16 protein-coding genes are annotated in these 23463 nt (G+C 47.3%); 9 read left to right on the forward strand and 7 right to left on the reverse strand.

Annotated elements, in window-relative coordinates:
- The first annotated feature begins 75 nt into the window (after positions 1-75).
- Complete coding sequence (locus Q1V85_RS23330) at positions 76-1224, forward strand: efflux RND transporter periplasmic adaptor subunit (protein WP_300604002.1); 1149 nt, start codon at positions 76-78, stop codon at positions 1222-1224.
- A 70-nt stretch (positions 1225-1294) separates the two neighbouring features.
- Entirely contained in the window at positions 1295-1759 is a 465-nt protein-coding gene (locus Q1V85_RS23335) for a heme-binding domain-containing protein (RefSeq protein ID WP_300604005.1), read from the forward strand.
- Here the strand turns inward: Q1V85_RS23335 and Q1V85_RS23340 are convergent.
- Positions 1740-1910, reverse strand: a complete 171-nt coding sequence (locus Q1V85_RS23340) for a hypothetical protein (RefSeq protein ID WP_300604007.1) — start codon at positions 1908-1910, stop codon at positions 1740-1742. The two genes, Q1V85_RS23335 and Q1V85_RS23340, sit on opposite strands and share 20 nt — an antisense overlap.
- 163 nt (positions 1911-2073) lie before the next feature.
- On the opposite strand from Q1V85_RS23340, the gene Q1V85_RS23345 reads away from it, so the two are divergent.
- From Q1V85_RS23345 to Q1V85_RS23360, 4 genes are all read left to right on the forward strand, one after another.
- Entirely contained in the window at positions 2074-2646 is a 573-nt protein-coding gene (locus tag Q1V85_RS23345; protein WP_300604010.1) for a sigma-70 family RNA polymerase sigma factor, read from the forward strand.
- Positions 2647-2705: 59 nt separating this feature from the next.
- Entirely contained in the window at positions 2706-3758 is a 1053-nt protein-coding gene (locus tag Q1V85_RS23350) for a FecR domain-containing protein (protein WP_300604013.1), read from the forward strand.
- Between the two features lie 124 nt (positions 3759-3882).
- Positions 3883-7290 carry a TonB-dependent receptor gene (locus tag Q1V85_RS23355; protein WP_300604015.1) on the forward strand — a complete coding sequence of 1136 codons (3408 nt, stop codon included), beginning with the start codon at positions 3883-3885 and terminating at the stop codon, positions 7288-7290.
- 19 nt (positions 7291-7309) lie between these two features.
- On the forward strand, positions 7310-8992 hold the full coding sequence (locus tag Q1V85_RS23360; protein WP_300604018.1) for a RagB/SusD family nutrient uptake outer membrane protein: 1683 nt from the start codon (positions 7310-7312) through the stop codon (positions 8990-8992).
- A 273-nt stretch (positions 8993-9265) separates the two neighbouring features.
- Here the strand turns inward: Q1V85_RS23360 and Q1V85_RS23365 are convergent, their stop codons facing one another.
- A complete protein-coding gene (locus Q1V85_RS23365) occupies positions 9266-10624 on the reverse strand; it encodes a M20/M25/M40 family metallo-hydrolase (RefSeq protein WP_300604021.1) in 1359 nt (452 codons plus the stop codon).
- 317 nt (positions 10625-10941) lie between these two features.
- Here Q1V85_RS23365 and Q1V85_RS23370 point away from each other — a divergent pair, with 317 nt between their 5' ends.
- Positions 10942-11679 (forward strand): carbohydrate-binding family 9-like protein, encoded by a 738-nt coding sequence (locus Q1V85_RS23370; protein ID WP_300604023.1) that lies wholly within the window; start codon positions 10942-10944, stop codon positions 11677-11679.
- Between the two features lie 133 nt (positions 11680-11812).
- Here the strand turns inward: Q1V85_RS23370 and Q1V85_RS23375 are convergent, their stop codons facing one another.
- The 5 genes from Q1V85_RS23375 to Q1V85_RS23395 form a co-directional block, all read right to left on the reverse strand.
- A complete protein-coding gene (locus Q1V85_RS23375) occupies positions 11813-12256 on the reverse strand; it encodes a phage holin family protein (protein WP_300604026.1) in 444 nt (147 codons plus the stop codon).
- Between the two features lie 18 nt (positions 12257-12274).
- Positions 12275-12793, reverse strand: coding sequence for a hypothetical protein (locus Q1V85_RS23380; protein ID WP_300604029.1), 519 nt, complete (start codon positions 12791-12793; stop codon positions 12275-12277).
- A gap of 86 nt (positions 12794-12879) precedes the next feature.
- The gene (locus tag Q1V85_RS23385; protein WP_300604032.1) at positions 12880-13290 is read right to left on the reverse strand and encodes a hypothetical protein; all 411 of its coding nucleotides are present in this window, start codon (positions 13288-13290) and stop codon (positions 12880-12882) included.
- 228 nt (positions 13291-13518) lie between these two features.
- On the reverse strand, positions 13519-14046 hold the full coding sequence (locus Q1V85_RS23390; RefSeq protein ID WP_300604034.1) for a helix-turn-helix transcriptional regulator: 528 nt from the start codon (positions 14044-14046) through the stop codon (positions 13519-13521).
- Positions 14047-15395: 1349 nt separating this feature from the next.
- Positions 15396-16031 carry a response regulator transcription factor gene (locus tag Q1V85_RS23395; RefSeq protein WP_300604037.1) on the reverse strand — a complete coding sequence of 212 codons (636 nt, stop codon included), beginning with the start codon at positions 16029-16031 and terminating at the stop codon, positions 15396-15398.
- Between the two features lie 496 nt (positions 16032-16527).
- On the opposite strand from Q1V85_RS23395, the gene Q1V85_RS23400 reads away from it, so the two are divergent.
- Together Q1V85_RS23400 and Q1V85_RS23405 are read left to right on the forward strand one after the other, a co-directional pair.
- On the forward strand, positions 16528-20337 hold the full coding sequence (locus tag Q1V85_RS23400) for a hypothetical protein (protein WP_300604040.1): 3810 nt from the start codon (positions 16528-16530) through the stop codon (positions 20335-20337).
- Positions 20338-20409: 72 nt separating this feature from the next.
- The coding region (locus Q1V85_RS23405) for a DUF6443 domain-containing protein (RefSeq protein WP_300604042.1) at positions 20410-23463 on the forward strand (3054 nt) is incomplete at its 3' end.

A 23463-nucleotide genomic window follows, 5' to 3' on the forward strand; every position in this document is an offset into this window, starting at 1 on the left:
GAGTATCCAAACATCTAAAAAGTAGAAGGGATCGGTAACAGACTTTTGAGTTGGCCCCAAAGAAAAAACAAACGCATGAAAACAAGAATTGTAAATATACCCGTTGTTATAGCACTTTCAGGAATGCTGGCCGCATGTGGCAGCAAGGAGGAAAAGAGGCAGGCAGCAGTGGCTCCGAAAGACGAATATGTTGTTACACTAACCGATGCCCAGTTGCGGAATGCACCGGTTGCAACCATACAGCTGGCTACACAGCAAATGGCCGCGGTGCTGAAGCTGAACGGAAAAATTGATGTGCCGCCCCAGCATATGATCTCTGTAAGCACGCCGCTGGGCGGGTATTTGAAAAGCACCCGGCTGCTGCCGGGCATGAAGGTTTCAAAAGGGGAAGTGATCGCAGTAATCGAAAATCCGCAGTTTATACAATTGCAGCAGGATTATCTTACGGCGAAGTCAAAGCTGCATTTTGCCACGCTGGATTATAATCGCCAGAAGGAGCTGAATCAAAGCCAGGCAAGCAGCGACAAAATAATGCAGCAGGCGCAATCCGAAATGAACAGCCAGCAGATATTGATGAACGCCATTGCCCAGCAGCTGCAACTGGTGCATATTACGCCCTCCGGTATCACACCGGAAAATATGCGCAGGAGCGTTCCGGTGTATAGCAGCATCAATGGTTACGTAAGCAAGGTAAATGTGAACATAGGAAAATATGTGAACCCTGCTGATATTCTTTTTGAACTTGTTAACCCGGAAGACATCCATCTGAATCTTAAAGTATATGAAAAAGATCTGGCAATGCTAAAACCGGGGCAGCGAGTGGTAGCGTATACCAATATCAATCCGGATCAAAAATATTACGGCGAAATTCACCTGATCAGCAGGGATATAACAGCGGGTGGACTGGCAGACGTGCATTGTCATTTTGAAAAATACGACCGGAACCTGGTTCCCGGCATTTATATGAATGCGGAAATTCAGGTAGAAACCAGCCTGGCCCATGTGGTACCGGAAGAAAGTGTGGTGGATTTTGAAGGAAAAAGCTATGTGTTTGTAGAGGAAAAACCAAAAACGTACCGGTTAACCCCCGTTACAGCCGGCACAGCAGAAAAAGGATTTGTACAGGTTCAGAATTATCAGGAATTTTCAGGAAAAAATATCGTAACAAAAAATGCGTACACCCTGCTGATGCAGCTAAAGAATACGGAAGGTGAAGGGGAATAAGCCTGTAGGGCGCCCACTTGATGGATGTTTGTATGCAGATCCGCATGTTTAAAATCGTAAATACCAGGAGATGAAAAAAAAGGCTGTTGTTAAAAAAATAATCATTGGCGTTTTGCTGCTGCTGGTGGTGATACAATTTTTCGGAACCGGTAAAAACAGCGCAGCCGTTGCCTCCGAAAATGCCATCGATAAACATTATGCCGTGCCCCCGCATATACAAACCTTGTTAAAGACCAGTTGCTATGACTGTCATTCCAATAATACCCGCTATCCCTGGTACAACCAGGTACAGCCGGTAAAATGGTGGCTTGCCAACCATATCAATTCCGGCAAACGACATTTGAATTTTGATGAATTTAATACCTATCCGGTTAAGAAGAAACTGCATAAACTGGATGAGGTGGCGGAAACCGTTCACAAAGGCGAAATGCCCCTTACTTCCTATACCCTCATTCATCGCAATGCAATACTGTCCGATACCGATAAGAAAGAAATTGAAGCATGGGCAAAGGAGCTTAAAAAGCAAATACAATAAGCCCCGGAACAGCGCTCCGGGGTAAGGTAAGAAGGAGGAGCGTACACAGCATCATTTCCGGTACCGGAGAACCGGGCTTTTTTTTTTTAAGCAGTACCGGTTTTGCAAACCGGGTTGCTGCCTGCTGTGCCTGTAAATAATAACAAGACATGCAATTGATTGGTTTTAAATCAGGTGGTTCAGCATATAGAAGATGTTCTCCAAACTGGAACGGCTGTTTTTGCTTTGTGCGGCCGGATGCTGAGGCAACAGGGCCATCAGTTTAAAACTATTTTCTATTTGTGAATATGAACTTTTGACGATATTTGTCTTCGTTGAAAACAAGACAGGAAATATTGCAGTTGCAAAACCGGCTTGCTTATTTGCAGGATGAGGCGGCCTACAAAGCATTGTTTTTTCATTTTCATCCCTTACTGGTGCGGTTTGTTAATACCATTGTCAAAAACAGGGATGACGCGGAAGATGTGGTTTCCGAAACGTTGCTGAAGGTCTGGACCATGGGCCGTGAGCTCAATTATGTAGAAGACCTGTCGTTGTACCTGTTCCGGATGGCACGCAACAAAGCGGTGGATATCCTGCGGAAACAAAAGCGGGATATTTTGGTGGCTGCAGCTGCTTATGACCAGGAGCCCGGATTGGTGGATGCCCTTACCCCGGAACGGTTATACATCACAAGCGAGCTGGATCATTATATCAGAACGGCCGTTGAGGCCTTGCCAACACAGAGTCAATTGGTTTTCAAACTTATAAAGGAGCAGGGTTTTACCTATAAACAGGTTTCCGGGATCCTTGAGATTTCGCAAAACACAGTAGAAACACATATGCGGCTTGCATTAAAAAAGATCCGCCTGGCATTAAAAAGCTACCTCGCAACGGAGAAAAAATAATTTTTCCAGACCATTCACGGAAACGGTTCGTTCAAACGTCATAGATGTAAGGAATATACATGAGGATGTCTTCACAGGACCGGTTTTATGATTTAATGGGCCGCAAATTGTCTGAGGAAGCCACGCAGGAAGAGCTATGGGAGCTCGAACATATCCTGCAGGGCGATGCGGAGCTTCAGTTCCTGCACGACCAGTTATTGAAACCCGCCCCCCCGGAGGCATCGATTGATACCGAAGCTGCTTATCTGCCGCATTATCTGAAGATGATACATAACCCTGCAGCAGCGGCGTTGCCATCGGTTGTACCGGTGAAAACCAGAACCGCCGGCTTTAAGAAAGTGCTGGCCTTTTGTTCCATAGCCGCATTGCTTATATTGGTGCTGGGCCTCGGAGGCTACCTGTTTAAAGGGAAAAATACAACCCTGCCTCCTGCGGCGCTTACAGCGGCAACGCCCCGGGGATCTAAATCAACGCTTTCCCTTCCGGACGGTACCATTGTGCACCTGAATACAAACAGTTACCTGAGCTATAAACCCGGTTTTGGCCAAACCACCCGGGAGGTTACACTGGTTGGTGAAGGCTATTTTGAGGTGGCGCACAATGCCAAAGTGCCATTTATTGTGCATACTTCAGAAGCCGATATCAAAGTGCTGGGTACGGAATTCAATGTGCGGAACTATAATAATGAAGACAAAATGGAAACCTCCCTGCTAAAGGGAAGTATCGAAATGACCCTGGTAAAAACGAAGCGGACCATCCGTATGGAACCTTCTGAAAAAGTGATCATAGAACGGCCGGTAAACACTTCAAAAACCGCCCCGTCCGCCACAAAAGATATCCGCATTACCAATATTAGCGTTGCAGACAGTGAAATTGTAGAAACATCCTGGCTGCATAACAAGATGGCGTTTAAAGACAAGCCGCTTTCTGAAATAGCCGTGGAATTTGAACGGCGGTTTGAGGTAACGATCAGCTTTGCAAATAACCAGGTGGCCGGTTATCATTATACCGGCGTATTTGATGAAACGAACCTGGAGGATATCCTCCGCATCCTGCAAATGATCAAGCCCTTTCATTACCGGCTTGAAAAAAATACAGTGCTTATTTACTAACGATTTAAATATTTTGCCAATGAGCGAACAAACATAGGGTATAAAAAAAATGGAGAATGCGGCAACATCCTCCATTAACAGGGTCTTAAACACGAACAAATAGTCTAAAACTTAAAACAAAATTATGGAAAAAAGCGCTTGTCTTTTTTCTGCGGGTACATTTTTGTATCTGCGGAGAGCCATTCTGATTATGAAATTGTCTACCTTTTTTCTTTTTATTGCCCTGCAGGTGTCGGCGGCAAACCATGCTCAGGAGGTCATCAACCTGAAGGCAGATAATATAAGCATACAGCAGATCTTTGCTCAAATTGAAAAACAAACCCGCTACCGGTTTTATTACAGCAGCGATGATTTGCCGGTTGGCCAGAAATTTACGATCAATATTGTAAACGCAGGGATCAACCAGACCCTGTCTAAACTGCTGAACGGAACCTCCATTAAATGGGAGGTGATTCCCAAAAACAGGATTGTGTTAACCTCATCGGAGGAGCCTGTTTTCGTTAGTGCGCAGTACCGGCAGCTAACGGGTGTGGTCCGGAATGAAGCGGGTGAAGCCATTCCCATGGCATCGGTAAATGTGAAAGGAACCAATCGGGGCGTTGTTACCGATAAAGACGGAAACTTCAGGATTGAAGCGGCGGAAGGGGATGTACTGGAAATATCAGCCATCGGCTATGCCACCATTGAAATATCGATCGGCAGCTCCGGCAATATTGCAGTAACCCTCAAAACGCAGGCAAAGCAGATAGAAGAAGTGGTGGTAGTGGGTTATGGTACACAAAAAAGAGTGAACCTGTCCGGCGCGGTAAATACGGTCAATACTGCTCAGATCACCAGCCGCCCCGTAACCTCGCTTACCAATTCATTGCAGGGCATTGTACCGGGAATGGTCATTTTAGCCCGACCCGGGGATGTAGGCAGTGATATCGGCTCCATCAATGTAAGAGGCAGGGGCAACCTGGGCACTTCTTCGCCGCTGTTTGTAGTAGATGGGGTGCCGGTATCGGCCGGTGATTTTGCGCGGATCAACCCGGCGGATGTGGAATCGATTTCTGTGTTGAAAGATGCCTCCGCCTCCTCTATTTACGGATCGCGGGCAGCTTATGGCGTCATACTGGTAAAAACAAAAAGCGGTAAAAAGGGCGGTAAAGCCGTGGTGAATTATAATGGGTACTATGGCTCGCAAAAACCCACCGTGCTGCCGCACTGGCTGGGTTCCTATGATTATGCCATCTTAAGCAATGAAGCTGCGCAAAATGCCGGCGGCGCTGCACCATTTTCTGATGCGCAGCTGCAAAAAATAAAAGACGGTTCCGCTTTGGATAGCTTTCCCAACAACGACTGGTATAAACTGGCGCTGCGGTCATCGGCACCCATCACCGAGCACCAGGTAAATGTTTCCGGAGGTGGTACTACCCGGTATTATTTTAGCGGCGCCTTTTTCAAGCAGGGCTCTTTAATTCCGAATAAAGATCTTAAACGCTACTCCTTCCGGTCAAATGTAGAGTCACAGGTTTCTGAAAAATTAAAGATCGGTACCAATATATCTTATGTGCGCGATGATATCGACAGCAAAAGCGGGCCGCTCAGTTTTGTAAGTTTAAACCGGGTCATTCCCCTGCTGGTAAACAAACAGTCGAACGGAGAATGGGGCAGCATGAACGGAGGAAAAATTGATGCAACGCTTGCCGCTGACAACCCGGTTCGCAAGCTGCAGGAAGGAGGACGCAACAGTTCGGCCGGTAACCGGTTTATTGGAAATCTTACCGGAACCTTTACGCCGGTTGAAGGTTTGGACCTGAACGGGTTGTTCTCGTATAATAATTTTAATTCTATCGCTGATGCCTATCTGAACCGTATGAACCCGATCCCCAACTTTATTACAGGGGCACCGTTAAATTCAACGGCCGTTACGGTAAACCAGTTAACGGAAGATTGGGTCAATAATACCAGCTTGCTAAGTCAGTTTACGGCAAATTATGAAAAGCGGATCGCCCGTCATTTTCTGAAACTGCTGGTGGGTACTTCATACGAGAATAATAAAAGCCGGGCCCTGCGCGTGATCCGGAAGAATTTTGTAAACGACGAGCTCAATTCGATCGATGCCGGCTCTACCGATCCGCTCAATACCACGGTAACGGGTACCATACCCGGTGTTAGCACCAGCGGCATACAGCAAAATGCAATGTTTTCAGCATTCGGAAGACTGAACTATTCGTATAACGAAACCTATTTCCTGGAGGCGAACTTCAGGGGTGATGAGTCTTCGCGGTTTGCACCGGGGCACCGGTGGGGATACTATCCATCCTTCTCCGGAGCCTGGCGCATTTCAAAGGAAGCATTTATGCAAAATATTGCCTGGCTGTCTGAACTGAAGCTCAGGGGCTCCTGGGGAAAACTGGGCAATATTAATAATGTGGGCAACTACGACTTTTTCGATGGCCTGAGTTCCGGAACAGTGGCCATCCTGGATGAAAAACAGCAGGATGGTGTGTCTCCGGGAAAACTGGCAAACCCCAACCTCTCCTGGGAAAAGGTTACCATGACGGACCTGGGGCTGGATGTAAGCCTGTTTAAAAATAAGGTCTCTTTACAGGCCGACTGGTTTAATAAAATCACCAACGATATTTTATTAACCGATCAGTCGGTACCGGCCGAAGCGGGCTTGTCCAGTTCCTTATATCCTTCCCGGAACATGGGAAAAGTGCAAAACAGAGGTGTTGAAGTTTCCCTGAATTATGCCAACCATATCGGCGGCTTCAGCTATTCCATCGGCGGAAACTTCAGCAAGATCAAAAACAAGATCCTGTCGCTTGGAAATGCCGACAATACCGATATGATCAGCGGGTATTATATTAACCGCGTGGGTGCAGCTGTGGGATCCTTTTATATGTACAAAGCGGATGGCTTGTTTGTAAGTGATGATGAGGTAGCCGGTCATGCAAAACAATTTTCAAACACAAAGGCCGGCGATATTAAATATGTAGACCAGGATGGAAATAAGCAGATCGATGCAAACGACCGGGTGATCACCGGTAACGATGTGCCGTATCTTACCTATGGGGCGAACGCCACACTGGGATATAAAAATTTTGATTTTTCGATTATCGGCCAGGGTGTATCCGGCGTACAGGTATACCTCGAAAATGAAGCCTCACAGGCCTTTTTTAATGGAGCGGGCGTAAAGGCATATGTATTGGGCCGGTGGACCAGCGATAATCCCAATCCCAATGCTGTTTATCCCCGGGTACTGCGCTCATCGGCAAATGCGCAAAACCTGCAGCTATCGAGCTTTTGGTTGTTCAATGCCGATTATTTCAGGATCAAATCGCTGTCCTTTGGCTATTCATTGCCGGCTGCGGTTCTTGAAAGAGCAAAGATCAAAGGGTTGCGGGTCTATTACTCCAGCAACAATCCATTTACATTCAGAGGCGATAAACGTATGAAAGACTTTGATGTGGAAGCGCCTTCCGCAAGGGCGGCCTACCCGCAGCTCAAATCTTATTCCATCGGCGTTAACCTCACTTTTTAACCTACCTAAAAGTTACAACATGAAACGTGTTACGCTATATATCATTTGTATCGGGAGCTTATTGTCTGTGATCAGCTGTTCAAAATCAAAATTAGACTATGTTCCCCAGGACCAGGTATCGTCCGGGTCGTTCTGGAAATCTTCAAGAGATGCGTTGCTTGCCCTCAACGCCTGCTATGGGTATTTACAATATGGGTATAATTATGCCTATAATGACGGAGCTTCTGATAATGCCTTTGCCCAATATTACTGGGAAAGTACGGCCACATTTGTAAGTGCCGGCAATGTGGATCCTTCATTGGATGCAGGATATAACAGCCGGTATCAATCCATCCGTACGCTCAACTATTTCCTGGCCAATATCGGGAAGGCGCCCATGGATGAGGGTACCCGGAAGCGGTATATTGCTGAAGCAAGAGCGATCAGGGCCTTTGCTTTTTATGAACTGGCGGCCACATTTGGTCCGGTGCCGCTGTTAAAAGATGCCTATACAGATCCGGCCGAAACCAAGGTGGCTCCTGCAACACAGGCAGACGTTATCAGTTTTGTAATAACAGAACTGCAGGCTGCCGCTCCCGATCTTCCTGCCAGCTATCCCGGCGGAGCCGGTAATGAAAAGGGACGTATTACCAGCGGGGCCGCCTGGGCCATGCTGACGCGGGTACAGCTTCATTTTGGAAAATGGGCCGATGCGGTTACCAGCGCACAAAAAGTAATGGGCATGGGTTACGAACTTTTCCGCGTTCCTTCGGTATCGGCTGCGGATATGACGGAGGATTATGCGCCTTTTGTAGATTTTGCAAACAATGACGATAAAACCCGGTTTTATAAAGGCCTGGCAAGCTATGAGCAGCAGTTCTGGGCGGCCAATGAATTAACCAGCAAGGAAGTGATTCTAAGCTCGCAGAGCATTACCAATTCCTCCTATGCCTGGGGCAATGGTTTAAATACCTTATTTCCTCCGGCCGAACTGGGGGGGTGGAGCTCCATTACGCCCACACAGGGCCTGGTAGATGCATATTGGGGACGTGACGGGAAGCCATTTACGGCGCCTTCCCCGGAAACCAGGGCTGCGAATTTCCGCGATGGTAATTCCAACGCAGCTTATTTCTCCGAGTTTAAAAACAGGGACACCCGTTTATATGCCAGTGTGCTTTTCCCAACCACCACCTGGAACCGGTATGCGCAGGGATATGTATTTACGTGGAAGTCCGGCGTTAATAACAATAACAGCAAGATCGGGTATAATTTTAAAAAATTAGTAGACCCGGCCTTTGTATCTACCGACTGGGATGGTGCCCAGGATTTTCCGATCATTCGCTATGCCGAAGTATTGCTGTCTTTTGCAGAGGCTAAAAATGAAGTCAGCGGTCCGGACGCCACTATTTATGCGGCTTTAAATGATATAAGAGACCGGTCCGGCATGCCCCCGGTTGACGAGGCTTCCTTTAATACCAAAGATAAATTGCGGGAGCTGATCCGGAATGAACGGCGGCTGGAACTGGCAGGCGAGGGGCAGCGGTATTTTGACATCCGCAGATGGGGCATCGCAAAAAATGTAATGGGCAGCCTGAAAGATCTGAATAATTCGGTTGCACAGACAAGAATCTGGAACGACAAATTTATCCTGATGCCTTATCCCCAGTCGGCAGTTGATAAAAATCCGAATCTGGTCAGCGCACAAACGGCGAAGGGATATTAAGGAAGTCCTGGTTATACATAAGCAAACCTTGTTCGTTATCAGGAACGCAATGTAGGGATGCTGAAAGAATGCTGTGCATACGGACAGTCTGGTAACCGGAAGATCCCGCCGGGAAAGATCATTGTCACCCCAACCGCAGCGGAGCAGTTTTTACGGACAAAGGAACCTTATTAGAAAAAGGATGATCTATTAATAGATTATCCTTTTTTTTGCTGCAACCTCATTTATATAAGTAACTTTCCTGACTTTTTATAAGGCCTTTGGAACCGGTTATCATTTGGAGGATGAAAGACCCGGCAATGCGGGAAGACTTTCATTCCCCTCTGCACTCACGGATTGTATGGCAAAAAAATAATTGTCCTTTGAATAAGGAACCGTGATGGTGGTTGCCGGGGTAAAGATCTTTTTCTCCCATTGCGGACTGCTGGTCTCCCGCATCAGCAGGTAATAACCCTTGCACGCGCCTGTAGCGGGAGCCGTCCATTGGATAGTGGTGGAATTTTCCAGCCCTTTGGTGATGTAGGCAACGCGTTGTGGTACCGCCGGCGCTTTTGCCAGGTTGGCCAGGGTAACCAGGTTCAGCGCAGTATTTTTCCGCAGGTATTCAAAGTCCATAAACCGGGGAAGATCGCCATACTGCACGCCGTTCTCTGTGCGAACATCCTGGTGCTGATGTTCAAAGTTCTCATTCATTTCAGTGACCCGTACGGCGGTATATCCTTTTTCAACAAAAGGGCTGTGATCCCCGTTGCGTAGGAAGCGGTCATTGCGGTAAACCAGCTTTACGGTCATATTGTCTACATAACGTTCGCCGATCTCTTTAAAATAGCGTGCCAGCTGCCGGGGGGCGCCGTCATTTTCCAACCCCAGGGAGCGGATCTTTACAAAGGCCTCCCGGTCGGCCTTTAAGGGAAGGCCCTCACTAAAAACGCGGACCTGGGTATTATTGATGATCCGGGTTTCATTGCTGTTATTACTCCCTATAATATCATTGTTCAGTAAGGCTTCCAGGTGCCAGTTTTTTGCTGTTACCTGGTCTGCCAGAAAGCGGGCGCCCAACAGGCCCTGCTCTTCGCCGGAGGTAGCCACAAAAACAACCGTTACCGGAAATGCCTGCCGGCTCATTACCCGGGCACATTCAAGTACGGCCGCCACACCGCTGCCATCGTCGTTAGCACCCGGTGCTGTGCCGGTACGGTCCATTACATCCGTTCGCCGGCTGTCGAGGTGCCCGGTGATCATCAGTACCCGCCGGTCCAGCGGATCGGTTCCCTTTAAAATGGCCACCACATTACCCAGCACAAAGGGCTTGTCTACTCTTTTGCTGTCCGGCGTATACGTTACCGTATCGATAAAGGAAGAAAGGTTACCGCCGGATCCGGAAGCAAATTGCCGGAATTTTTGGAGCACCCATCGCTGTGCAGCACCTATGCCCTCACGGGGCTGCTGTTGTGTGCTTAAGGTATGCCTCGTGTTAAAGGCAACCAATGCATCGATATAGGAGCGTAAGGAATCGGCCGAAACAGCCGCCGCCATTTTTTCGATCATGGGATCTTTATGGGTAATGATCTGCGCCGGCGATGCTAATGGTACCAGCATCATCATCAGTAATCCGGTAAAATACTGCTTCATATTTGCAATTATGACCCAAAAATAATAAACTGGTATGGGAACACAACAGGGGTGAATAAAGTTTTTACGGTTATGCTGCGTTGCTTGTCTGCATAATAAAACCGATGATGTGTTTACAATAATCTTATGGGCTTTCGCTCAGCAGGGCTGTTGATAAAGGTTCCCTGGGGGCTGATACGGCGCCTGCTGTTTCCGTTGCGGGATGAGACACCGGGAAGCATGCATCGCCAGGGCGATTGTTGCGTTTTTTGTATCTTTCCGGTAAACGATGGGGCCCATATTCCATCAGCCACTGTTATACGGTTAAATGGTTTGCTATGTGGAAATGCTTTTTTATTTTTTTGATCATACAGCTGGCAGCAATGCCGGGTTTTGCCGGCGCGGGCCGGGCTTTATTTCCCGGTCCCGATACGGCGCTGGTGGTGCATCCCTGCAAGGATTTCAGGATCACCGGGAAGGGCAGGAATGCGCAATGGAAAAAAGCACCATGGGTCGATCTGCAAAAGCTGGATACCGCCGGCACCGCTTATAAAAGCCGGTTTAAGATCCTTTACTCCGTTACCGGGGTGTATGTGCTTTTTGATGGCGCAGATGCACGGGTATCTTCTTCTTTTAAAAAAGATTTTGAAAAGCTTTTCCTGGGCGATGTATTCGAGGTGTTCTTTCATCCGGAACCTTCTTTGCCTGCGTATTTTGAATACGAGGTAAGTCCCCTGGATAAGGAGCTGGTATTATTGCTGGGCCGGCAGAACGGCCGTATGGCCGCACAGCCGCCGCCGCTATATGAAGGCCGGAAAAAAGTACAGAAGGCCGTGCATATTACCGGCGGGGAAATGCAGCCGGGGGCGGCCATTCAATCCTGGACGGCCGAATTGTTTTTCCCTTATGAACTATTGAGCACCTTTCAGAATATGCCACCGGCAAAGGGCACGCAATGGCGGGCCAATTTTTGCCGGCTCGATTATGATAGCGGCGCCATGGTGAAATGGGCCTGGGCGCCCGTTCAGGAATCTTTCCATGAATTACACCGGTATTATACCCTGGTCTTTAATTGATGGTATTTTTCCGGTTGGTGCGCTCGCTGGGGGGCTTTGCGCGCTTGTTATCAATGCAGTTCCCGGCGTCTCTTTCAGGAAACACCGGGAACCGGGGAATCAATACCTGTCTGGTCTTTAAGTCTATGCATGGTTATGGATCATTTGAGCCGGGTGGGGCAGCAGGAAGAGGTTCCTCTCCAAATAACCGCTTTAGCCGCAGGGTAATGATGCGCCGCACCGGGCGTACAAAAACCTTTACAAAGATGCTGCCCGGGGCCATCGCCTCCATATTCTCAAAAACGGATACCACTTCGGTGTAGATCATGATATATAACATGATGTCTCCAAAGAACCCGGTAAAGTGGTGATCAAACACCTGGTTGGAACAATATACGATGTTCAGGATCACCATCGCTACGATGATGCAACCACCATATTGCAGGAACTTGGTAATGGTTTTACGGAAGCCCTGTGAGCTGCGGCGGATGCCGGTAAGCGTGGCCTTGGCCACTCCAAAAATAAAATCAAGCAGTACCACCACCAGCAGGCCGGTAAGCAGCGCGATATTGGGCCAGTATCGGATCATTGTGTGCATGGCAAAGATTTTAATGGCTTATAATTTTTGAAGCTGTTCCTGTATCAGCCGCTCTATGCCGTCCAGGATCGCCAGTTCCGTTTCAATGGCCTTTTGCCGGTAGCAGCCGGCGCTGCTGATCTTTTCCGAAAGGTTCCATTGGATCAGCTCCAGTTCCTTTTTGTTAATGAGCCCTTCGGGGCCTGCTGTTGCCAGGTGCAGGATCAGCGCCATCTTCTGGGGCAGGTTGCCGGTACGCCGTTCTATATGGAATACCTGGAACCGCAGCCGGAGCCGTTTGCCATCGATATGCTCCTGCAGTTTCCGGAGCTGGTCTGCTATTTCGGTTTTTTGCGCCTCCGGATCGGGGTGCGCTGTTACTGCCCGGTCCTGTTCCAGCGCTGCCCATAGCTGCTGCAGCTGTACCGTTTTTTCGATGGCGGCCATTGGTATATTGGGGGCGCCCCCGTAAATGCGGCGAACCTGTGATGCGGAAATACCCAGTAGCCGGGCTTGCTCGCTGATGGTTAACGGCATGATCGTATTTGTTGCTTGCATGATGTTGTTTTTTTGTAATGAATAATAGATTGTTTTTTTTCAAAAACCCCGCCGCCTTACGGGGCAGCGGGGTAAGCATAATACCCTTAGAGCGCTGCCTTGCGGGCTTCCACGGCTGCTATAAATTCAGCCAGGCTTTCTGCCCCGCGATCCAGTTCGCCCAGATCGAAGTCCTTACCGGCCAGTTCTGCAATGCCATAATTGCGTTCGCGGCGTTGCAGCTGGTATAAGGCATATTCTGCCCTTACCAGTTTGTCCTGTATTTCATCCCGCTCTTTTTGATTCAGATCCGTGGCCAATCGCTGTTTATAATCAGCAATGTCCTTTTCCCTGCCGGTCATTTCCTGCAGGATACCCGAAACGGTTTCCTGGAACTGCTCAGTGGCCTCCTTTGTATTGCGTTGCTTCTTTTGCAGCGCCTTTTGTTTTTTTGCCGCAGCGGCCAGTGCCAGATCGCATTGGGTGATGGTTTTAAATGCCTGGATAAAATCGGTCATACCTTAAATTTTGTGAAGCGCTTCCTGCTGCCGCCCTCAAACCAATCCTGTCCGCGGATCTTCAGGAATTATTCCCGGGTGCCGGCCCGGCAGGTTCCACCGGTTAGAACCGTACCGTACCCGCAGGCTGCAGAAAGCGCTCCGGTTAACAATACAGCAAACCTAGGGCTGCACACTCCCCAAAACGAAGCGTTGCCGCAAGCATTCAAAAATATTTAACAGGCTCCTTCAGGGTAATCCATTGCCGGCCTCGCGGGCGGTCTGTTGTAATGCGGTAGACAAATTCAGGCGAAAAACAAGGATCCGCTGGTTTTCGATGCAACAGTTTTTCATCCGGTTCCGGATGTCCAGTTCCAGGTTTTTTAATACGGGCAGGGGTACAACTGCGGCGGCTTCCTGTTGCATTAAATAGTATAGAAAGCGTTGTTTTTGTTCCAGGGCCCTGCGGGTATCGCTGATCTTTTCAATTTGCTGACTGTAGCGTACGGCATCGGCTGCAGCCCTTTGTGTACAGGTGTTGAGCAGTAACCGCAGCCGCTCAAAGCCGGCCGGTTTTGCTGCAACATGATGGCCGGGTAATGGCCCCTCCTGCAAAAAGAGGGACCAGGTCTTTTGCAGGGCCAGCAGCATCCGTTCCGCTTCAAGCGGCAACGGACGTTCGCCCTTTTCGTGCATCGAGATCATACTTTTTGATACGCCCAACAGTGCTGCCAGCTCTGTTTGGTTAAATTGGGTTTCTTGTCTGAAAAAAATCATGATAAAACGTTTTTCGTGATGATGGATGGTGCGGTTTGTGAACCGCTTTTTGTGAACAAAAAAGAAATGCACAAAACCAGGTTCACAATAATGACACGGCGGTTCCGTTACCGGTGCCGGTTGGGGCTGACGGTATGCCGGGTTGCGGCCGTTTTTACAAATAGAAAGCCCGTGCACCGTCAGGGGTGCTGCAGTATGCGGGTACATTCAAACGATAGCGGAATGTTCCGGCTTCCCGGCGCTTTCTGAAATGCAATGATGATTAGGGTTGCAGGGTCTTGCTACGAGGTGGGTTCATGGCGATCGATTTAGAGCAGTGAAGAATCGCTTTGGCTGCCGGTCTTCCGGATGCGGTCAGCGCGGTTGCTAAGGGTAATGAGGAAGCCGGTAACGGCGTTGTTTTCCCGGGGATGCGTTGCTTCGGTTGTGATATGCAGTACCCGGTACCGGGCTATGCCCGGAGCCCGTTAACGGCGGCAAAACCAGGTGGGCTGTGTACGGTTTGTAATGGTTTCATAGTGGTCATTTTTTATTGACAGTATAAATATAGTAAAAAAGAGTTATTTGTTGAAACGGGAATTGTTAATTTTAAAAACGGGTAGGGCAGCGAACCTGTCATTCAAATTACGGCTATGAATAACATTCAAAAATCGGGCGGTCTTCCTGAGTATGCTATAGGAAGCCTGATCAACGTGGCAATGGCATCGTATGCATTCGTCACCTTAAGCGAAGCCGAAAGGTCTCCCAATCTTCGGGCCGTCCGGTATCACAGGGGTGCTTCGGCTGTGCTCAGCACGACGATAGTGTGATTCATCTCCAATTTATAACACCATCTGTTATTAGCAGTATTTGATAAAGAGCCTGATCAAAGTGGCGATGACATCATATGCATTGGTCACGCTTGAGCGAAGCCGAAAGGTCTCCCGATCTTCGGTCCGTCCGGTATCACAGGGGTGCTTCGGCTGTGCTCAGCACGACGATAGTGTGATTCGTCTCCAATTTATAACATCATCTGTTATTAGCAGTATTTGATAAAGAGCCTGATCAAAGTGGCGATGACATCATATGCATTGGTCACGCTTGAGCGAAGCCGAAAGGTCTCGATCATCTTTGTGATTTTGCGATGCGAAGCTTCGATTGCTTTGAACTGGATAAAACATCGGAACTGCGGTAGGTTCTATTAATTATGCTGCATATTAAACATGGGCGGGTGCATGGTTATAAGCAAAACATCTATAATCACCCGGGGTAATGTGATGGTCAGCGGCTCAATCCGAAGTTATTTGTTCAGAGGCCTTCGATCTTCCAGAGAGGGCTGGAGTCTGAGTTCCTTGCTTGTAACTTTGTGTTTAAATGCTTAGAAGCGTAAGAATGCCGATTGGTACACTCAGAATATTGTTTGTAATAGCTGCTTTAATCAGACCGACATTATTATGCACATTGAGCTTTTTCATGACATTTTGACGATGTGTATCCACGGTTCTTTTGCTGATATATAACTGAGTGGCTATTTGAAATGTGGTAAGCTCTTCGCCTATTAACTGTATGATTTCGATCTCCCGGTTTGATAAGTTTAAATGATTTAATTCATTTTTGGGAGGACTCTTGTAGATCTGAAGGATTGATTTCGACATATAGAGATCATTGTTGGAGACGGCGGCAGTCGCTGTTTTTAATGTTAATTCATCAAGATCATCCATGCCGATAAAGACGGAAATATTGTGCTTTAAAAGCATTTTTATTAACGGATAGGTAAACACTTCTGCGATGAAAATGATTTCCTTGTTAGAGTGCTCTATTTTTTTCAGGAACGTAATAGTTACATCATCCGCATATTTGGAAATGATAAATATAATATCAGATTTTCGTTCGGGGTTTTCGACATCTTTCCAGTTGCTGATGGTCGTGTCTTTGTCAAGGGTTTTTGAAATGAGGGCCTGGCATTTTTTAGCTAAATGATAACTAGCAGTTGTTAATGTAATCATGGCAAGAGTTTTAGTGAGCAAAAGATATTCTCATGGTTTTAAGTGAACGCTGGACCGAATTTCGATTTTAGTAATAAAAATTCCAAAACGGAATAGCTGGGAAAATAAGTATTTGTACGTATTGTTGAATTGAAGTTTTAGATGTAAGTAATGATATAGAACCCGTTCTTGATAACCGGCGTTGGTTTTGAAAAGTAGTGCCATAAATACGCATAATTACCTATTGTTTGCTTTTGAAGCGGTTCTTAATTTTGGTTCATCGACATAGAGGAAATTCGACTGAAGTACAATGATAAACAACCAAATAATTGAATGAGTGATTTTCTTTTAAAATAACGATTTTTTAAGTATTAGATGTTGGCCGGTTTAAGGTTGGTATTGCCATAGGTTTAAGGCAGGGTAAATCCTATGTGCCCTTATAATAAAGAAATGTAAATGTATTTAGAAACCACTGCCCTTGGGGAACGAAAATTATAAACATTGAAAAATGAAAGCCATGAGAGCCAAAGTTGCATTTTTACTACAATTTTTTTCGATTTTTAGCTATTCCATTGCGGTGGGGCAGGAAAATAAATTTACGCCCGTAACGCCGGAAGCGGCGGCGTTAGCAAAAGAAGTAAACTACCCCATAGATTATAATACCGGTTTGCCGGATATCCGTATTCCGCTTTATGAAGTAACAGTGGGAAATATGAAGTTGCCGATCGAGCTGGTATATCACGCAGGGGGATTCCGGATCAATGAACAAGCCACCCGGTCCGGTTTGGGTTGGTCGTTGAGCAGTGATTTGCAGATTACGCGCACCGTAAATGGGAAGAGCGATTTTGAAACCGGAGGGTATATTAATAATTCGCTTGTAAAAACATTTTACGCCAATCCATATACCTGCACTACCTGTGCCTATCCGGATACCTATCTGGAGAATTACTTTTTGGCAACCGGGGAAAAAGATGCAGCACCGGATAAGTTTAACTATAAATTATTGAATAAGTCCGGATCATTTTATTTCCAGAAGAATGATAATGGTACCGGGTATAGTATTGTGCCGGTTCCTTATGATAATATAAGAATTCAATATAATAACGGGCAGTTCATTATTACAGATACGGATGGTACAAAATATTATTTTGGAGAGCCGGGAGGGAGTATAGATGTGAGTCAGTATGCTTCAAAGGGGTTGGAATTTACAAATAATGGAAACGGTGGCGAACGTTCTGCCTGGAAATGCAAAAAAATAGAGAGTGCGCAGGGGGTTGCAGAGTTTACGTTTACCTATACGCCCAAAACGATGACAACATACAGAAGCTATATTGATTATGTGGAGTACTATGATAATGAAAAGCCCTGTCCGACTGTTTTTGCAAAGGCCAATGAGTATCCTATGAATCAGACCACAGACTTTGATTATATACAGGTGGGGCTTGAAGGTGTTGCCACACCCAAGTATATGGCTGTTTTTGGTAATGGGCCTAAATCTTATTTTCATGCCCTGTATCTCGATGCCAGTGACCATGTGATGGATGCTGTGTATGAAAAAAAAGAAACAACCAATCGTGGTTGGCAGGATGTATATGGTATATCGGTTGATGAGATTAGCTTCAGGGGGGGCAAGATCAAATTTATTGGTGCAGACCGGTTAACCGGTATCCAGGTACTGGGCCCCTTCAATGAGGAGATAAAAACCATACAATTCTACCAATCGTATACAGCGCCGCTATATATTACGGAATCGAAGTTGTACAATGGGTTTAATTTTCAGGGTACTTCATACCTGGATTCCCTGCATATTAAAAACACAGGAACCACCTATGAACGTTACACGTTTGGCTATGAATCCCGGTTCTGTTTTGGTAACCATTTAAAGGGACAGGATGCCTGGGGATACCGGAATGGGAATACGATGGAGATTGCATACGCTAACAATACCGGTACCAGCTTGTGGGCGTTGCCTACTATTAAGATAAACGAGGCAAAGTTCTTCCGGGATGGTCATTTCAGCTGTACAAACTTTGCAACTAATATCCCGGTGACTGTTACAGGAAACAATGCTGCAGAGCTTCCGAATGAGGCCATGATGAAAACAGGGGTCTTAAAACGGATTGTGTATCCGACCGGTGGCTTTACGGATTTTAACTTTGAATCCAACCAGTATAACCAGGTATTTAGCTGGAATGCCGGAAGTGGAGTGACCGAAACCCTGCCCCAGTTTGCAGGCGGCCTACGCATCCGTAGCATTAATACCCATGATGAAAACGGTAAACTGTTGGGGCAAAAATACTACCGGTATGGGATGTTGGAAGAGGGTACGGGTCTGACAATGAATCAGCCTGAATTAACCAGGGGAGATGGGGCGTTTTATTATGGGGCCGTTGGCCTTGTGCAGGATTTGGCCTATTTAAGATCGGGTGATGGTAATCCGCGCAACAGTAAAACCGGCATGGAAATAAAAACGGTTGAAAAGAAGACTACTTACCAGCCAGCTTCCATCCTGGATTATACATATGGTAATGGCCGCCCCATTTATTATCAAAAAGTAACAGAGTATAACAAGGACCTTGGTAAAGAAACCGGGAAGACGGTATATGAGTACTACGCCCCGGGTGATTTTTTTGATAACTATGAGGTGCGCCAGTATGCAGAAAGCCCTAGCCGCCGTATCGGGGGCACAAATATAAACCGGCTGTGTGCCGAATGGATGATCGGGGCACAAAAATCGATAAAGCAATATAAGTTTAACCCAGCTGCAAAGTCGTATGAACTGGGTGCGCTGTATAAGCTGGTTCATAAAAAGGAGTTCGGTTACACACGATATACATTGCCCCAGCAGATTCGGGTAAATTATTCTTTTTTACGTACGTTATATTCGGTTGGCCCCGGAGACTATTACGGGAATCCATTTGACTTATACAGTACCTCTGAATATTTTGGAAATAGTTCATTGTTTAATTTGACTGATTTTATGTTTGGTGAATATGGTATACCGGTGGGCCGATTACTGCCCAGCCAGGTTTCGGAGTTGTCTTATTCAGATACAGATAGTTTAAAAACAGTAACCTCATTTAGCTATGATCATCTTCCATTTTTGAATCCTTCAAAAATAACTACAACAGATAGTAAAGGGCATACAATAGAAAAGCAGGTAAAATATGCGTATAATTTTGGCGGCACGCCGGTATATGATGCCATGGCAGGGCGTAATATGGTAAGCTTACCCGTGGAAGAAATAGAAACCGACGTTCCTGCAGGTAACGTGGAAATAAGCCGGCGTAAAACGGAATACAATAATTTTTCAGTAGGTCTGGGGGTAATAGCTCCGGCGAGTATCAGCAGTTCTGTAAACGGTCAGCCATTACAGGTAGTTACCCGCTTTCCGGAATATGACCAGTACGGAAATCTGCTGGAATTGATAGGCAAAGATGGGCTACCGGTTTCCTACCTGTGGGGATACCAGTATGTATATCCTGTTGCGGAGCTGAAGGGACAACGCTATGCCTTTATCCCGGCTTCTTATAAATCCAATGCGCAGATCATTAATCCCACCAGTGATATCGGTCTCCGCACCCTATTATCCGGCTTGAACCAGCCGAATGTAATGGCAGACATTTATACCTACCGGCCCATGGTAGGGGTAAGCAGCCATACTACCGCAGATGCCAAAATTACTTATTTTGAATATGATCCTATCGGTCGGTTAGTGCGCAAGAAAGACCATGATGGCAATATATTAAATCAGTACAGGTATAATGTGTTGAACCGAAGTTCCGTGCAGGCTACCTGGCAACAGACGGTTAATGTTCCGATGATGTATTCTCATAATGTCGCCGGTTCAGGTTTCTGGTATTTTTATAATAAAATAGTGGAAGGCGGCAAATATTTAAATGACCAGTCCACGGCCGATATTTTTGCACAGCAGGAAGCTGAAACGCCATCCGGTAGCATTGTTCCAGACGTACCGCCTTCCAATAATACGGCTGATGTTGCCGTGGTATATCTTACTGATCCCAGTGATGGCATCTACCCGTTGTACTATGTAGACTTTATTCTGAATGACGCTGTGGTTGCAACCGTTAAGTGCAAGTCGCAAATTAACGACCCGGTAGCGGAGTTTACCGCACATATCCCCGCCGGCACCTATAAGATCAGTATCCGTGTAGGGGCCGATCAGCGCTATGACAAAGGGGGACTCAAATTCGTGGTATCTGATATTAGTAATCTTTCTGCCTATAAGAATTTCAAAAACGGGGATCAGGTGGTCCTTGTAGCCGGACAGCTGTATGAGGTAATGGTGGGCGCTTTCCCATATTAACCGATTTTATCAAAGAGATTTTTCTTTAACTGTTGCCAACCGTTGGTGATACAAATTTAAAAATAAATCATTATGTGCCAGTTCCGCCAATTATCATCATTGTTGATCCTGGGGATGCTATATAGTTTAAACCTGTTTGCTCAGCGCCCCGCAAGTCTCCCGACCTACGATGCCAATGCCCCGCTGAACTATATCCGGACCTGGACCACCACGGCTCCAACAGCGGATGAGAATGCGTTGCCCTCCAGGCCCCTGACAGAAGTCAAAGAGGTCACGCAGTATGTAGACGGGCTGGGCCGGCCCTTGCAAACGGTGCAGAAGCAAGGCTCGATGATAACAACAGATATCGGGAATGCGGCCACGGATGCCGCCAATGCCAGGGACCTGGTAGCGCCGGTATTGTTCGATGGTGTTGGCCGGGAGGCCTATAAATTCCTGCCCTATGCTTCGTCCTCCTCCACCGGTTCCTTTAAAACCAACCCTTTTACGGAACAGCAGTCGGCACTGAGCAGTAGATATAGTGCCCAGGGTGAGGATTATTTTTATAGCCAGACCCGGTTTGAGGCCTCGCCGCTGGGCCGGGCACAGGAGGTGCTTGCTCCCGGAAAAAGCTGGGCAGGGAGTGCCGATCCCGCCAATGGTGTTCCGCACCGGGGCATGAAAAGCAACTATTGCATTAATACGATTACGGAAGGAGTACTGATCTGGGATGTTATAAATGCGGCCCCGGGTAATGGCGCCGGCGGCAGTGCCATTAATAGCAGCTATATTGTGAGCGGGCCTTATGCTACGGGGGAACTGCACAAAACGATTACTGAAGATGAGCATGGGAAGCAGGTTATTGTGTATAAAGACAAAAAAGGCCGGGTTGTTTTAAAAAAAGTACAGTTGACCGCGGCAGCGGATGACGGATCGGGTAGCGGCCACGACGGATGGATGTGCACATATTATATTTATGATGCCCCAGGCAATTTGCGCTGTGTGATTCAGCCCGAGGGGGTTAACACCATGGCAGGGAGCTATAGCTGGGTGCTGACCCCAACCCTGCTAAAAGAGCAGTGCTTCCGGTACGAGTACGACGCGCGCAACCGGATGATCATCAAACAGGTGCCGGGTGCTGCTGATGTATTTATGGTATATGATATATGGGACCGGCTGGTAATGACGCAGGACGGCAACCTGCGGAGCCAGTATTTATGGAACTATACCCAATATGACTACCTGAACCGTCCGGTAAAAACCGGGCTGTGGAGTGTGGGCCCTTCAGCGAATGACCCGCAAACCCATTGGAGTGCAGCCATGGCCCTGAGCGGAACGACCAACTATGACGGGCAGTATCCGGCACAAACCACATTGGATAACCCGGCGATAGCCAGCATCTTAACGGAAACCTTTTATGATAATTATGATTGGCTGGCTGATCCGGCTAAGAACCCCGGTGTTACGGGGTTTGATGCAAGCTATAACAACAGCTGGGATGCCGCTTATTTTGCAGCCGTTCCCTCCAGCAGTTTCCCTTTTGCGCAGGCAAATGTAAAGGAGGTTCAAACCAAGGGAATGGTCACTGGTACAAAAGTAAATAAACTGGAAACCAGTGAATATTTGTATACTCTGACGATTTACGACAGTAAGGGACGGCCCATACAGGTAAAGAGCACCAACCATAAAAATGGGTTGGATATTGGGACCAGTTTATACAGCTGGGGCGGGCAGCCGCTGGTAATGGTAAGCCGGCAGCAAAGCCCCGGCGCGGCGGCAGCCAGTGTAACGACCATTACGCGTAATACTTATGATGCCCTGGGCCGGCTGGTAAAGACCACAAAGGAGGTAAATGGTACTGCTAATGGCGTAGGGGTAAACGGTGCGGAGAAGGTGATCGCCATCAATAAATATGATGCCCTGGGGCAACTTACCGTCAAAAGCCTGCAACCCACCGATGCCAATGGAACAACGGGGTTGGAGCAGCAAAGCTATGAATACAATATCCGGGGCTGGCTGCTGGGCGTGAACCGGACCTATGCACAGGGCGGAAGCGGCGGCCATTTCGGCTTCGAGCTCAATTATGATCAATATCCCGGGCTGGGGGGCACCACCGGTGCCCGTTATTTCAACGGCAATATCGCGGGCATGACCTGGCGGGGACAACAGGGCGGAGCCCCTATACGCCGTTATGAATACAGCTATGATGTGGCCAACCGGTTAATGAAGGCCGACTTTAAGGAGGCAAGTGGTGCGGCCTTTATTAAAACGGCTATCGATTTTACCAGCCAAATGGGGGATGGAAATCCACTTAATCCCAACAATGGCGCTTATGACTTAAATGGCAATATTAAAGCCATGAGCCAGTGGGGACTGGCTGGTGGCAGCACGATATTGATTGATCAGCTGGCTTATGCCTACCAGCCGGGCAGCAATAAACTGGCCCGGGTAACGGATAACGCGGGGGATACGCGTACGCATGCCCTGGGTGATTTTAATGACGGAACAAATGTGGACGATGATTACAGCTATGATGCAAACGGCAACCTGACGCAGGATAAAAACAAGAACATTCAAAATATTGCCTATAATATCTTAAATTTACCAAAGCAGGTAACGATAGCCGGTAGAGGAACGATTGTTTATCAATACGACGCAGCGGGTAACAAACTGAGTAAGACGGTCAATGAAATAGGTCAGCCGCAAAAAATCACTACCTACCTGGGTGGAATGATCTTTGAAAATGATGTGCTGCAGCACATCGGTATGCAAGAGGGGCGAATACGTCCGGATAACGGTGGAGGTATTGTTTATGATTATTTCCTGCATGATCATTTAGGAAATGTTCGGATGATGCTACAAGAGAATGGGACGCTGTTAGAGGAAACGCACTACTATGCTTTTGGATTAACGATGAAAGGGATCTCTACCCTGGCGACCACAGCTTCTTTAAGAAATGCGAAGCTGTATAATGGTAAGGAGCTGCAACAGGACCTGGGGTTAGATCAATATGATTACGGAGCAAGGTATTACGATGCACAGATCGGAAGGTGGCATGTTGCAGACCCTTTGGCTGATCAAATGCGGCGATTTTCTCCTTACAATTATGCTTTTGATAATCCGGTACGGTTTATCGATCCGGATGGT

Source organism: Niabella sp. (assembly GCF_030150205.1).
Classification (GTDB): domain Bacteria; phylum Bacteroidota; class Bacteroidia; order Chitinophagales; family Chitinophagaceae; genus Niabella.

What these genes read in the sequence shown, in the direction of transcription:
- Q1V85_RS23390 (WP_300604034.1), bottom strand. Translation starts at nt 14,046, where the DNA reads ATGATTTTTTTCAGACAAGAAACCCAATTTAACCAAACAGAGCTGGCA.
- Q1V85_RS23365 (WP_300604021.1), bottom strand. Translation starts at nt 10,624, where the DNA reads ATGAAGCAGTATTTTACCGGATTACTGATGATGATGCTGGTACCATTA.
- Q1V85_RS23395 (WP_300604037.1), bottom strand. Translation starts at nt 16,031, where the DNA reads ATGATTACATTAACAACTGCTAGTTATCATTTAGCTAAAAAATGCCAG.
- Q1V85_RS23350 (WP_300604013.1), top strand. Translation starts at nt 2,706, where the DNA reads ATGAGGATGTCTTCACAGGACCGGTTTTATGATTTAATGGGCCGCAAA.
- Q1V85_RS23370 (WP_300604023.1), top strand. Translation starts at nt 10,942, where the DNA reads ATGTGGAAATGCTTTTTTATTTTTTTGATCATACAGCTGGCAGCAATG.
- Q1V85_RS23340 (WP_300604007.1), bottom strand. Translation starts at nt 1,910, where the DNA reads ATGTCTTGTTATTATTTACAGGCACAGCAGGCAGCAACCCGGTTTGCA.
- Q1V85_RS23400 (WP_300604040.1), top strand. Translation starts at nt 16,528, where the DNA reads ATGAGAGCCAAAGTTGCATTTTTACTACAATTTTTTTCGATTTTTAGC.
- Q1V85_RS23330 (WP_300604002.1), top strand. Translation starts at nt 76, where the DNA reads ATGAAAACAAGAATTGTAAATATACCCGTTGTTATAGCACTTTCAGGA.
- Q1V85_RS23335 (WP_300604005.1), top strand. Translation starts at nt 1,295, where the DNA reads ATGAAAAAAAAGGCTGTTGTTAAAAAAATAATCATTGGCGTTTTGCTG.
- Q1V85_RS23380 (WP_300604029.1), bottom strand. Translation starts at nt 12,793, where the DNA reads ATGCAAGCAACAAATACGATCATGCCGTTAACCATCAGCGAGCAAGCC.
- Q1V85_RS23375 (WP_300604026.1), bottom strand. Translation starts at nt 12,256, where the DNA reads ATGCACACAATGATCCGATACTGGCCCAATATCGCGCTGCTTACCGGC.
- Q1V85_RS23385 (WP_300604032.1), bottom strand. Translation starts at nt 13,290, where the DNA reads ATGACCGATTTTATCCAGGCATTTAAAACCATCACCCAATGCGATCTG.
- Q1V85_RS23360 (WP_300604018.1), top strand. Translation starts at nt 7,310, where the DNA reads ATGAAACGTGTTACGCTATATATCATTTGTATCGGGAGCTTATTGTCT.
- Q1V85_RS23355 (WP_300604015.1), top strand. Translation starts at nt 3,883, where the DNA reads ATGGAAAAAAGCGCTTGTCTTTTTTCTGCGGGTACATTTTTGTATCTG.